This window comes from Hymenobacter rigui (assembly GCF_003944715.1).
Classification (GTDB): Bacteria; Bacteroidota; Bacteroidia; order Cytophagales; family Hymenobacteraceae; genus Hymenobacter; species Hymenobacter rigui.
Window position 1 is genome coordinate 104,714 of sequence record NZ_RWIT01000015.1, and the last position, 12,611, is coordinate 117,324.

Consider the following 12,611-nt stretch of genomic DNA (forward strand, 5'->3'; position numbering starts at 1 on the left):
AAGTGCACACAAAAAAAGCCCGGCCGCTAGATGCGACCGGGCTTCCCGTAGTCTGGATCAACCGTTATAGGATACGCAACTCAATGCGGCGGTTTTGCTGCCGGTGCTCATCGGAGTCGTTGGGATTCAGAGGCTTGGTTTCGCCGTAGCCTTTGAAGCGGAGGCGCTGGGCCTTCACTCCCTGGCTAATCAGATAGGTGTATACGGACTTGGCCCGGTTCTGCGACAGGACTAAGTTGTCGTCGTCGGAGCCCACGTCGTCGGTGTGGCCCGAAATTTCTACCAGTATGTCCGGGTACTGTTTCATGAAACCAACCAACCGGTTCAGCTCCGTCCGCGACTTGGGCTTGAGCTGAAACTCTTTGGTTTCGAAGAACAGGTTGTTGAGCACGATACTACGGCCGGAGCGTACCGGCTCCAGGTAGATATCCAGCGTAAGCGGATCAAAGCTGCGTTTGTCGCTGTAGTCGAAACTCAGGCTGCGCATCAGGTACTTATCGGCAGAGGCATACATGGCGTACTGCCGGCCTTCGTTGAGCACCACCGTGTACTCGCCGTTTTCGGCGTCGGAGCCTACGTACTGCACCAGTTCATCGGTGTTCAGGTCGTAGAGCTGCACATCGGCCTTAATGGGTTTTTTGGTGAAGGCGTCGAACACGCGGCCCTGGGTGTAGGTACTGGTTTCGCGGGCCCGCACTTCTTTGGGCACTTCGAAGCCGAAGAGTTCCACCGGCCTGTCCCGCTCCTGCTTTACGCCCGGCACCGTAGCCTTGGAGCGGGAGCAGAAACCCCGGCGGTTGTCGGAAGTAATGAACAAGGAAGCCTCGTTCTCATAGGTATTGAGCGGGAAGCCCAGATTCTGGGGAATGCTCCACTTATCGGCGCCCAACTGCTCACAGCGGTATACATCCAGCCCCCCCATGCCCACCAGCCCATCGGTAACGTAGTACAGCGTGGTGCCACTGGCATGAATAAAGGGAGCCATATCCTTGCCGGAGGTATTGACCGGGCTGCCCAGGTTGCGGGCCGGAGTCCAGTTGCCCTGGGCATCCAGCGTTGTAACGTAGATATCCTCCTGCCCTTTGCCACCACGGCGGGTGCTGGTGAAATACAGCGTGCGGCCGTCGGCCGACAGCGTCGGTTGAGAATCCCATTCCGGCGAGTTGACATTGCGGCCCAGGTTCTGGGGCTTGCTCCACACATTGCCGGTGCGGCGCGAGATGTACAGGTCGCAGTTCCCCACGGAGCTGGGCCGGTCGCAGGAAGCAAACACCAGCGTTTTGCCGTCGCCGGATATGGCTCCGGCTCCTTCGTTGTAGGGCGTGTTGATGGCGGCCGAAATGGAAGCCGGCTCGCCCATACTTCCATCTTTGTTCTGCCGGCTCACAAACAGGTCTTCCCCGCTTTCGGCGGTTGGGCGGCCCGTAAACAGCAGAAAGCGGCTATCCGCCGTGAGTACGGGGAAATATTGAAACCGAAAAGTATTGAGCGGCTCCGGCAACCGTTCCGGCTGGATGCCGGTAGGCGCGGCCATAGCCTTCTGCGCAAACTCGCAGTTCATAATCTGGCGTTGCGCCCGTGGAGTGTTGCGCTGGTTTTTGGCAGCCGTTTTCAGATATTTTTTATAGCTGTCAGCGGCCGTCTGGTACTCACCGAAGGTCATAGCCAGCTCGCCCAGCGTGAAATAGTCGTTGGACCGGGTAGGATCCACGGGCAGCTTACCCAGTCCGTCGCGGTACGACTCGAAAGCCAGCTGATTCTCGCCCATGGCTTTCAGCAGGGAGCCCTTCAGCACGTACGGCTCCCCCAACGATGGAAACTTCTGATTGAGCTGGGTAAGCGTTTCGATGGCCTTGTTAAAGTCCCGGTCTTTGGCCTGCTCCTGTGCTTTTTCCCAGAGGTTACGGGCTTTGGTATTAGTGGTACTAATCTTGGTCTGGGCGGCTACCTGCGAAGGAAACAGCCCGCCCGCCGCAAGCAGCAGTACAACCGGGACGAATAACGAACGGCGCATAGGAGAAAAGTAGGGCGCTACGGGATATCGAGAAACTTATGCGTCTGCAACGAAACCTGCCACTGCGGGTGGCTCTTCACATACTCCACAATCAGGGGCATCATATCCGCCGACTTGCTCCACTCCGGCTGCAGGTACAGCCGGCAGTTGGGGCCAACCAAAGCTGCATGTTGCTCAGCCCAGGCAAAGTCACTCTTGTTGAAGACGATGATTTTGAGCTCGTGGGCCGCAGCCAGCACCGACGGTAGCGGAGCCTTGAATTTCTTGGGCGACACGCAGATCCAGTCCCAGCTGCCGCTGAGCGGATACGCGCCGCTGGTTTCAATCCAGTTCTGGCAGCCGGCTTCGTGCAGGGCAGCGGTGAGGGGTCCCAGGTCGTGCATCAGCGGCTCACCGCCGGTAATGACCACGTTGCGGCCAGGATGCTGGGTAACAGCATGGACCAGCGAGGAAAGCGCCTGGCGCGGATGAGCATCCAGGGGCCACGACTCCTTCACATCACACCACACGCAGCCTACATCACACCCACCCAGGCGGATGAAGTAAGCGGCGCGGCCGGTGTTGTAGCCTTCGCCCTGAATGGTGTAGAACTGCTCCATAACGGGCAGTTCGGGAGCCGCCATCCCCTGGGCCGGGGACGCCGACGTAACAGGAAGTTCGTGCAGCAAAACAGTTGTATTCGAAAAATAAAAAGTCGGGCCGCCGGGCAGGGATACGCACCAGCGTGCAAGCCCCTCTCCTAACGGCCCGACTTTAAAAGTAGTACACTCCCCCGAAATCTAAAAGCCTGAGGCGGTTTTAATTGGATTTTGGAATGAGTTGATGGTTATTGGCTGCCCGTTGCCAGTTGTTCGTTCAAAGCTGAAACGAACAACTGGCAACGGGCAACTAACAACTGATATCTCAGTACACCTCCCCTTTGGCGGCACGTAAGGTATTGAGCAGCAACATGGCAATGGTCATGGGGCCGACGCCACCGGGTACCGGAGTGATGTAAGAAGTCAATGGTGCCACCTCGGAGAAGTTAACGTCGCCTTTCAGGGCCCAACCCGACTTCTTGGCAGCGTCCTCTACCCGCGTAGTGCCCACGTCAATTACCACAGCTCCGGGCTTCACCATATCGGCCGTTACGAACTCCGGACGGCCCAGGGCAGCTACCAGAATATCGGCCGTGCGGGTAATTTCGGCTAGGTTCTGGGTGCGGGAATGGCATAAAGTAACCGTGCAGTTACCAGGTTCTAAGTTCTTAGCCAGCAATATACTAACCGGCGTACCCACAATATTGCTTCGCCCGATAACCACGCAGTGCTTACCATCAGTAGGCAGCTCGTAGCGGCGCAGCAGCTCCACAATACCCGAGGGAGTAGCAGGCAGCAGTGCGGGCAAGCCGGCTACCATTCGGCCGATATTCATGGGGTGAAAACCATCCACATCCTTCTCCGGCCGCACTGCCTCAATCACCTTGTTGGTATCAATGTGGCGGGGCAAGGGCAGCTGCACAATGAAGCCATCAATGGCCGGGTCTTGGTTCAGCTCCTCCACCTTGGCCAGCAGCTCGGCCTCGGTGATGGTGTCTTCGTACCGCAACAGCGTGCTTTCAAAGCCGACCCGCTCGCAGGCCAGTACCTTGTTGCGCACGTAGGTTTCGGAGCCCCCATCGTGGCCGACGAGGATAGCCGCCAAATGGGGCACCTTCTGGCCGGCAGCCTTGCGCTGGGTTACTTCGGCGGCAATTTCAGCCTTGATGTTCTCGGCGGTCTGCTTGCCGTCGATGAGGCGGTAGGTGGTGGCGTCGGGGGCTGTGGTCATGCTGGATTTTGGTTATTTCTGATCGGGAGTTTGCTTGTTGGCGTTGGCGGCAATGGCGGCGGCACCGGCGGCCTGCAGGGCGGCTTCCATGGCGGGCCAGTCGTCGCGCCACCGGAACTTGCGCTCCTGTCCTTTGATGATTTTTTCCAGTTGCTCCTGGCTCGTACAGTTCTTGAGAAGGGTATCGGACATGTTCTTGAAAGGGTTAATCAGTACACGCCGTGTCAAGAAGTGTATGAGGTAAATGAGAAAGTGTTGAAAAGTTGTAGCACAAAAAAACGCGCCCCAATGGGGCGCGTTCCACTTCGTTAGTCGATTTTCAGAACGGCCAGGAAGGCCTCCTGCGGAATTTCTACTGAGCCGACCTGGCGCATCCGCTTCTTGCCTTCTTTCTGCTTTTCGAGCAGTTTGCGCTTCCGGCTGATGTCGCCGCCGTAGCACTTGGCAATTACGTTTTTGCGCAGGGCCTTCACGGTTTCGCGGGCAATAATCTTTTGCCCGATAGAGGCCTGGATGGCAATTTCGAATTGCTGGCGGGGCAGCAGCTCCCGGAGCTTTTCGCAGAGGCGGCGGCCCCACTCGTAGCTCTTGGAGCGGTGCACGATGGCCGATAAGGCATCGACCTTCTCCCCGTTCAGCATCACGTCCAGCTTTACCATGTCCGATTCGCGGAAGCCAATCAGCTCGTAATCAAGCGAAGCGTAACCGCGCGAAATGGTTTTGAGCTTGTCGAAGAAGTCGAACACGATTTCCGACAGGGGCAGCTCAAACGTCAGCTCCACCCGCTCAGAGGTCAGGTAGCTCTGGCCCTTGATGATGCCGCGCTTCTCCATGCACAGCGTGATGATGGGCCCTACGTAATCGGCCGCCGTGATGATCTGGGCTTTGATGTAGGGTTCCTCGATGTGCTTGATCATGTTCGGCTCGGGCATTTCGCTCGGGGCGTTGATGGTCAGCAGCTGGTCTTTGGTACCGGTGGCGTGGAACTGCACCGAAGGAACGGTGGTAATTACCGTCATGTTGAACTCGCGCTCCAGGCGCTCCTGCACAATTTCCATGTGCAGCATGCCCAGGAAGCCGCACCGGAAACCGAAGCCCAGGGCTACCGACGTTTCAGGCTCCCACACCAGGGAAGCGTCGTTCAACTGCAGCTTCTCCATGCACGAGCGAAGTTCTTCATACTCAGTGGTATCTACCGGATAAATACCAGCGAATACCATCGGCTTCACGTCCTCGAAACCCACAATGGCTTCGGCCGTGGGACGGGCTACGTGCGTGATGGTGTCGCCTACTTTTACCTCCCGGGCTTCCTTAATCCCCGAAATGAGGTAGCCTACGTTGCCGGCGCCAATCTCAAGGCGGGGCTCCTGGTTGAGGCCGAGAATACCGATTTCATCGGCACCGTATTCCTTGCCCGTTGCCATGAAGCGGAGCTTGTCGCCTTTCTTCATGGTGCCGTTCTTGATGCGGAACAGGACCTCAATGCCGCGGTAGGAGTTGAAGACCGAATCGAAGATGAGAGCCTGCAGCGGCGCGTCCGGGTCGCCCTGGGGGGCCGGAATTCGCTCACAGATGGCATTCAGAATGGCTTCGATGCCAATACCGGATTTGCCCGAAGCAGGAATGATTTCCTCCCGCTCACACCCAATAAGGTCCACAATTTCGTCTGACACCTCCTCCGGCATGGAGTGGGGCAGGTCGATTTTATTGAGCACCGGGATGATAGTCAGGTCGGAGCCGATGGCCAAGTACAGGTTGCTGATGGTCTGGGCTTCGATACCCTGCGAGGAGTCCACAATCAGCAAAGCGCCTTCGCAGGCAGCAATGGAGCGGGATACTTCGTAGCTGAAATCGACGTGGCCGGGCGTATCAATCAGGTTGAGCGTGTACTGCTCACCCTTGTACTGATACTGCATCTGGATGGCGTGGCTCTTGATGGTAATGCCCCGCTCCCGCTCCAGGTCCATATTGTCGAGCAGCTGGGCTTGCATGTCGCGCTTGGCCACAGTGCTGGTGAATTCCAACAGGCGGTCGGCCAGGGTGCTTTTGCCGTGGTCGATGTGGGCGATGATGCAGAAATTGCGAATGTTCTTCACTAGAGGCGGTTTTTTCCGAGGGCGAAGGTACGCAAAAGGCCCCGAAAACGCTAGAAACTGTCGGCTGCATACACGCCCCCGGTGCTGCTCCTGGCTGCCGGACGGCGGTAACCAACCGGAGCTTACCTGAGTTCTGGCAAAGAAAGCTGCCCGCTCAACGCAACCGGCAACTTAAACTCTCGTTATTTCGCGTCCCCTACTTTATTGAATCGAGTTTGTGTTAGTTCGTCGGCTGCTGCTGTGCTGGGTGCTTTGCATCATTTCATCTCCCCTGTTTGCGCAGGCCTTTACCGTGGAAGGGCAGGTGCGTAACGCCCGTACCAACCAGCCTGTCCCGTTTGCCACGCTGGGTATCATTGGCCGTACTATTGGTACGGTGGCCGATGAAGAGGGACGGTATATTCTGCGGTTCCCGGCCGCCCCTACCGATTCACTGGTTATCACCAGCGTGGGCTTTTTTCGGGCGGCCGTTTCGCCGCAGGCTTTGCTGAACGGACAGCGGGAATTTGCCCTGGTGCCGCTGGAACAGGCCCTGCCCGACGTGGTAGTGCAGCGCCGCCAGGTGAAAGCCGGGCAGCTGGGCCGCACCCAACCCACCGGCGACGTGCTCTGGACGACCGGCTCCTCGGGCAAGGAAACCGTTGACGATGAGTGGGGCTGGGAACTGGGTACGGTGCTCACACCCAAACGCCCTGCCTACCTCGATGTGCTGCACGTGTACCTGGCCACGAATACCTACGAGCACCTGCGCTTCCGCCTGAACCTGTACGCGCTGGAAAACGGCCGCCCCGGCCGGGCCCTACTGGCGCAGGACATCCAGCTCACGACCACCGACCGGCAGCGGGGCTGGGTTCAGTTGGACGTGAGCAGCTACGATATCCGCCTGGAGGCCCAGCCCGTAGTGGCGACTATTCAATGGCTGCAAAGCGAGAAAACCGAGCCCTGGGACAAGTATTTCTCCATTCCGGTGCGCCGCGACAAAAAGCAGCTGATGGTGGAGCGGGAGAACAGCCAGGCCGTCTGGACGATTCAGGCCATGCAGCCCAGCCTGTATTTTACGGTGCTGGAGGAAGTGGAGAAGAAGTAATTCTTTAAAAACTCCCGTGGTAAATGCCGCAACAGCCAACATCAAGAGAACGGCTTGTAATAACTAGCCTATTCGCTTATTAATTGCCGCTACGTGCCCGGCTCTCAGTATCAGCAATAAGTACACGAACAGCATAGCTACTGGAACCGTCAAATGGTCACCATCAATGATTGTGGTTACTAGGTAAAGACCCGCTAAGACAAGCCAACCACCAATAAAAACTTCTGCCAGAATTAACCACCATTTATAAACAATTGGTTTTTCGAACATGGGACCACCCATTTTTGCGGGCCAGATTAATAGGAGTAGCAGAATATTGAGTACTGGCCAGCAAGCGAGCAGAGTAGCCTGCCCATAGTATAGAGGTATACCTATTGAATCAGCAAAAGGCGGATAATCTCCTCTTGCGCCCCGGTATCCATAATACCAGTAGAGCGCTGCAAACAAGACTACCCAACCTATATTAAACCAAACGACAACCTGTCGTTTGGTAGGGGTGCGCAATTGCCGAAAGTCCTGCAGTGAATGAATGCGTCGAACTGTAACGAACAGTAGTATGGTAATGCCAGCAATAGCAACACCTGAACTCACATCGAGCAATTCGTTGCGGTTAGTGCGCAGTTCTGCTTCTCGCTGGTAATATGTAGACCTGGATTCGTTCAGCAATTGCTGACGCAAATCCTCTTCCGTTTGAACCGCATCACCCTTGAAGGCGGGCATATTGCTGGCGTATAACCACACACTGGCTCCTAGTATAATTACCCCAATAAGCAGGGCTCGTACACGATTCATATAGCTAATTTTTTTTACCCGCGAAGATAGAAGGGAGTAGCTCATCTTCAGAAACAAGCCCCCGCGCCTCCCCGCCGGGGCTTTTTTTGTACCTTCACCCCTCGAATTCCACCCACTTTGTACTGCGCGTATGCACCCAGCTCCCGTAGCTCCCTATAAGCCCCAGAACCACGTCCGGATTGTGACGGCAGCGGCCCTGTTTGATGGGCACGACGCGGCCATCAACATCATGCGCCGCATCATCCAGGCCAGCGGGGCCGAAGTTATTCACCTCGGCCACAACCGCTCGGTCCAGGAAATTGTGGACTGCGCCATTCAGGAAGATGCCCAGGCCATTGCCATTACCTCCTACCAGGGCGGCCACAACGAGTACTTTAAGTACATGTATGACCTGTTGAAGGAGCGCGGCGCGGGTCACATCAAAATCTTCGGCGGCGGCGGCGGCGTGATTCTGCCCACCGAAATTGCGGAGCTGCAGGGCTACGGCATCACCCGCATCTACTCCCCCGACGACGGCCGCGCCCTCGGCCTGCAGGGCATGATTAATGATTTGCTCCAGCAGTCGGACTTCCCCACCGGCCAGCACCTCAACGGCGAGGCCAAGCACGTAAAGGACAAAGACGCCCGCAGCATCGGCCGCCTCATCTCGGCCGCCGAAAACTTCCCCGAGGAATTTGAGCGGGTAAAGGCGTCGTTGGTAGCTGACTTCAAAAATACCGACGGCAGCCAGAACAAACTAAGCACTAAGCACCAAGCACTAAGCACTACCACAACCCCTATCCTCGGCATCACCGGTACCGGTGGCGCGGGCAAGTCGAGCCTCGTGGATGAGCTGGTGCGGCGGTTCCTGCTGGATTTTCCCGAGAAGACTATTGCCATCATTTCGGTGGACCCCAGCAAGCGCAAAACCGGCGGGGCCCTGTTGGGTGACCGTATCCGGATGAACGCCATCAACTCGCCGCGGGTGTACATGCGCAGCCTGGCTACCCGCCAGAGCAACCTGGCACTTAGCAAGTACGTGCAGGACGCCGTGGACGTGGTGCGCGCCGCCGGCTTCGACCTGATTATCCTCGAAACCTCCGGCATCGGGCAGAGCGACACCGAAATCATTGAGCACTCCGACGCCAGCCTCTACGTGATGACGCCCGAGTACGGCGCGGCCACCCAGCTGGAGAAAATCGACATGCTCGATTTCGCCGACATCATTGCCCTCAACAAATTCGACAAGCGCGGGGCCCTGGATGCGCTGCGCGACGTACGCAAGCAGTACCAGCGCAACCACCAGCTCTGGGACAAGCCCCTGGACGAGATGCCCGTGTTCGGCACCATCGCCTCGCAGTTCAACGACCCCGGCATGAACCGCCTCTACCGCGCCGTGCTGGCTACCGTAGAAGCCAAGACGGGGGCGGCCTTCGCCTCCCAGCTCGAAACCTCCCAGCAGGATTCGGAGAAGATTTACATCATTCCGCCGCACCGCACGCGGTATTTGTCTGAAATTGCCGAAACTAACCGCCAGTATGACCAGTGGGTTCAAAAACAAGCTGACGTTGCTCAGCAGCTCTATGGAATCCGACAAGCCGTCGGAGCCGTCGAAAGTCTCGGAAACGCCGCTGGCGGACCTGGCAGCGGGCACGGCAGCCACGCACCCGGAGCAGGAAGCCTCGTGGCCGGCCTGGAGAGCACCTTCGAGGAAATCAAGCTCCGTCTGGACGGGCAAAATTGGAAGCTCCTGGAGACCTGGCCGCAGAAGGTAGCCGCCTACAAAGCCCCCGAGTTCATCTTTAAGGTGCGTGACAAGGAGCTGCGCCTGAAAACCCACACCGAGAGCCTCTCCCACCTCCAGATTCCGAAGGTGAGCCTGCCACGCTACACGGCCTGGGGCGACCTGCTGAAGTGGCAGCTCCAGGAAAACGTGCCCGGCGAGTTCCCCTACACGGCCGGCGTATTTCCCTTCAAGCGCGAGGGCGAAGACCCCACCCGCATGTTTGCCGGTGAGGGTGGCCCCGAGCGCACCAACCGCCGCTTCCACTACGTGAGCATGGGCCTGCCCGCCAAGCGCCTGAGCACGGCCTTCGACTCGGTGACGCTCTACGGCGAGGACCCCGACCACCGGCCCGATATCTACGGCAAAATCGGCAACTCGGGCGTGAGCGTGTGCTGCCTCGACGACGCCAAAAAGCTTTACTCCGGCTTCAACCTGGCCGACCCGATGACCTCGGTGTCGATGACCATCAACGGCCCGGCCGCCACCATTGCCGCCTTCTTCATGAATGCGGCCATTGACCAGCAGTGCGAGCTGTACATCAAGGGAAACGGGCTGGAAGACGAGGTCAAACAGAAGATTGACGCCATTTACCGGGAGCTGGGCCAGCCCCGCCCCCGCTACCAGGGCGAGCTGCCCCAGGGCAACGACGGCCTGGGCCTGCTGCTGCTGGGCGTAACCGGCGACCAGGTGCTGCCCCAGGAGGTGTACCACGCCATCAAAACCCGCACCCTGGCGCAGGTGCGCGGCACCGTGCAGGCCGACATTCTGAAGGAAGATCAGGCCCAAAACACCTGCATCTTCTCCACCGAGTTCAGCCTGCGCCTGATGGGCGACGTGCAACAGTACTTCATCACCAACAAGGTGCGGAACTTCTACTCCGTCTCCATTTCGGGCTACCACATCGCCGAGGCCGGGGCCAACCCCATTACCCAGCTGGCCCTCACGCTCAGCAACGGCTTCACGTTTGTGGAGTACTACGTGAGCCGGGGTATGAACGTGAACGACTTCGCCCCCAACCTGTCGTTCTTCTTCTCCAACGGCATCGACCCCGAGTACGCCGTAATTGGCCGCGTGGCGCGCCGCATCTGGGCCAAGGCCATGAAGCTGAAGTACGGCGCCGACGCCCGCTCGCAGATGCTGAAGTACCACATTCAGACCAGCGGCCGGAGCCTGCACGCCCAGGAAATCGACTTCAACGATATCCGCACCACCCTGCAGGCCCTCTACGCCATCTACGACAACTGCAACTCGCTGCACACCAACGCCTACGACGAGGCCATTACCACGCCCACCGAGGCCTCGGTGCGCCGGGCCATGGCCATCCAGCTCATCATCAACCGGGAGCTGGGCCTGGCCAAAAACGAAAACCCGCTGCAGGGCTCCTTCATCATCGAGGAGCTGACCGACCTAGTGGAAGAAGCCGTACTGGCCGAATTCGACCGGATTACGGAGCGCGGCGGCGTGCTGGGCGCCATGGAAACCATGTACCAGCGCGGCAAGATTCAAGAGGAAAGCCTGTACTACGAGACGCTCAAGCACACGGGCGAGTACCCCATCATCGGGGTGAACACCTTCCTCTCGTCGGCCGGCTCGCCCACGGTGGTACCCGCCGAGGTAATCCGGGCCACGGAGGAGGAAAAGCAGTACCAGATTACGATGCTGCAGGCCCTGCACGCCCGCAACCACGCTACCACCGCGCAGCGCCTGAAGCAGCTGCAGCAGGTGGCCGTGGCCAACGGCGACCTCTTCGAGGCCCTCATGGAAACCGTGAAGTTCTGCTCCCTCGGGCAGATTACGAATGCGCTGTTTGAAGTGGGCGGCCAGTACCGCCGGAATATGTAGAATCATAAAGAAGGCGCAGTGACATCACTGCGCCTTCTTTATGATTCTACATATTCTATTAAACCTGGCTCAAAATAATTTATAAATATTTCAACCGCCTCAAGTGCGGCCACAAACTCAAAACTAAGGGCTGCCCTAAATAATGGACTATATGGAGTAGCAGAACTACCTACATCAAATTTAGTATGCATTATAGAATCCCTAAGTTCCTTCAATTCATAAATCAATTTGGTTTCTTTTGTGTAAGATTCAAATTTTCTTTCATGAATAGAAGGCAATATTCTATCAAATTTATCTTTAAATTTAACCCACCTCTGTACATCTTCTCTATCAGGAAACTTTTTAACTCCTTTAACCTTTATCTCAACACTATCAACATAATCTTTTGGAATTGTATAATTCATAAATGATTCAACAGAATTGTATAAATGAGTCACAAATGATGTAAAAGACACATAGAAATTAGAAAAGCTTTGAAGCTGATTATAAACATTTCCAGGCTGTCTATTGCATTCATAAATAGTATCTGACCTAAGTTTATCGATGCTATCAGACAAGCCATATGCTCTTGCGTAGTACAGAACAACAGGATGGGGTTCTGGCACATGAAACACTTTATTTTCAATATTTACCACAAAGGCTCTTATCTCAAAATCTTTTATTGCAACCATTGCATGAAGATTTTCTACTCCCTTTTCATTCACGTACGATTGCAACTTATCTTCTTCAGAATTGACCTGCAAAAGCTTACTATTGTTTACACCAGAAGCTTGCCTCATAAGCAAAAACTTTAATCTAACAGATTTCATGAACGACAGTTGACAGTTCGTGTATGTTCTATTCTAAATCTCAGAACAAATTACAGAAATTAATTTAATTATAGCCAACAAAAGCTTAACTGACGCGAGTTTAGACGCAGCCGTAACTCGTGACCAGTCATAAAGTGCAGGTTGTACCTCCACTCCTGCCCCGACGACAACCCAAAACCGCGCCGCCTGGAATCATCCGGGCGGCGCGGTTTTTTCACCTACTCTACTGATTCCACTCCCTGAAACTCCGCAAAGCTGATGCGGCCGAAGTTATAGCGGATTCATGAACGGTGTAGCTGCCGTCGCCTAGCGTACGTAAGCAGGTATATGCAAGCGTATTCGATGGATTTGCGCCAGCGCGTGGCGCAGGCGCTGACTGAGCCCGGAGCCCGGCAGG

Annotated in this window: 9 protein-coding genes; 2 read left to right on the forward strand and 7 right to left on the reverse strand. The window is 56.5% G+C overall.

Features of this window, described 5'->3' with window-relative positions; genetic code table 11:
• Window positions 1-64: 64 nt before the first annotated feature.
• The 5 genes from EI291_RS19275 to lepA form a co-directional block, all read right to left on the reverse strand.
• Entirely contained in the window at window positions 65-2,014 is a 1,950-nt protein-coding gene (locus tag EI291_RS19275) for an OmpA family protein (protein WP_125423918.1), read from the reverse strand.
• A gap of 17 nt (window positions 2,015-2,031) precedes the next feature.
• Window positions 2,032-2,637 (reverse strand): 7-carboxy-7-deazaguanine synthase QueE, encoded by a 606-nt coding sequence (locus EI291_RS19280; protein WP_125423929.1) that lies wholly within the window; start codon window positions 2,635-2,637, stop codon window positions 2,032-2,034.
• A gap of 280 nt (window positions 2,638-2,917) precedes the next feature.
• Window positions 2,918-3,823: a bifunctional 5,10-methylenetetrahydrofolate dehydrogenase/5,10-methenyltetrahydrofolate cyclohydrolase gene (locus tag EI291_RS19285; protein WP_125423919.1), complete on the reverse strand. Its 906-nt coding sequence runs from the start codon at window positions 3,821-3,823 to the stop codon at window positions 2,918-2,920.
• 12 nt (window positions 3,824-3,835) lie between these two features.
• Window positions 3,836-4,015: a hypothetical protein gene (locus EI291_RS19290; protein ID WP_125423920.1), complete on the reverse strand. Its 180-nt coding sequence runs from the start codon at window positions 4,013-4,015 to the stop codon at window positions 3,836-3,838.
• Between the two features lie 116 nt (window positions 4,016-4,131).
• Window positions 4,132-5,919 carry a translation elongation factor 4 gene (gene lepA, locus EI291_RS19295; protein WP_125423921.1) on the reverse strand — a complete coding sequence of 596 codons (1,788 nt, stop codon included), beginning with the start codon at window positions 5,917-5,919 and terminating at the stop codon, window positions 4,132-4,134.
• A gap of 217 nt (window positions 5,920-6,136) precedes the next feature.
• Here lepA and EI291_RS19300 point away from each other — a divergent pair, with 217 nt between their 5' ends.
• Window positions 6,137-7,006, forward strand: coding sequence for a carboxypeptidase-like regulatory domain-containing protein (locus EI291_RS19300; RefSeq protein ID WP_170172725.1), 870 nt, complete (start codon window positions 6,137-6,139; stop codon window positions 7,004-7,006).
• Window positions 7,007-7,069: 63 nt separating this feature from the next.
• On the opposite strand, the gene EI291_RS19305 is transcribed toward EI291_RS19300, so the two are convergent.
• A complete protein-coding gene (locus EI291_RS19305) occupies window positions 7,070-7,843 on the reverse strand; it encodes a hypothetical protein (RefSeq protein WP_125423923.1) in 774 nt (257 codons plus the stop codon).
• Between the two features lie 85 nt (window positions 7,844-7,928).
• Between EI291_RS19305 and EI291_RS19310 the strand changes: the two genes are divergently transcribed.
• Window positions 7,929-11,405 carry a methylmalonyl-CoA mutase family protein gene (locus tag EI291_RS19310; RefSeq protein WP_125423924.1) on the forward strand — a complete coding sequence of 1,159 codons (3,477 nt, stop codon included), beginning with the start codon at window positions 7,929-7,931 and terminating at the stop codon, window positions 11,403-11,405.
• A 38-nt stretch (window positions 11,406-11,443) separates the two neighbouring features.
• On the opposite strand, the gene EI291_RS19315 is transcribed toward EI291_RS19310, so the two are convergent.
• Window positions 11,444-12,214, reverse strand: coding sequence for a hypothetical protein (locus tag EI291_RS19315; protein ID WP_125423925.1), 771 nt, complete (start codon window positions 12,212-12,214; stop codon window positions 11,444-11,446).
• Window positions 12,215-12,611 lie beyond the last annotated feature (397 nt).

Bases quoted from the DNA above. Each gene is read 5' to 3' on its own strand.
- EI291_RS19290 (WP_125423920.1), bottom strand. From the start codon at position 4,015: ATGTCCGATACCCTTCTCAAGAACTGTACGAGCCAGGAGCAACTGGAA.
- EI291_RS19285 (WP_125423919.1), bottom strand. From the start codon at position 3,823: ATGACCACAGCCCCCGACGCCACCACCTACCGCCTCATCGACGGCAAG.
- EI291_RS19310 (WP_125423924.1), top strand. From the start codon at position 7,929: ATGCACCCAGCTCCCGTAGCTCCCTATAAGCCCCAGAACCACGTCCGG.
- EI291_RS19275 (WP_125423918.1), bottom strand. From the start codon at position 2,014: ATGCGCCGTTCGTTATTCGTCCCGGTTGTACTGCTGCTTGCGGCGGGC.
- EI291_RS19315 (WP_125423925.1), bottom strand. From the start codon at position 12,214: ATGAAATCTGTTAGATTAAAGTTTTTGCTTATGAGGCAAGCTTCTGGT.
- EI291_RS19280 (WP_125423929.1), bottom strand. From the start codon at position 2,637: ATGGCGGCTCCCGAACTGCCCGTTATGGAGCAGTTCTACACCATTCAG.
- EI291_RS19305 (WP_125423923.1), bottom strand. From the start codon at position 7,843: ATGAGCTACTCCCTTCTATCTTCGCGGGTAAAAAAAATTAGCTATATG.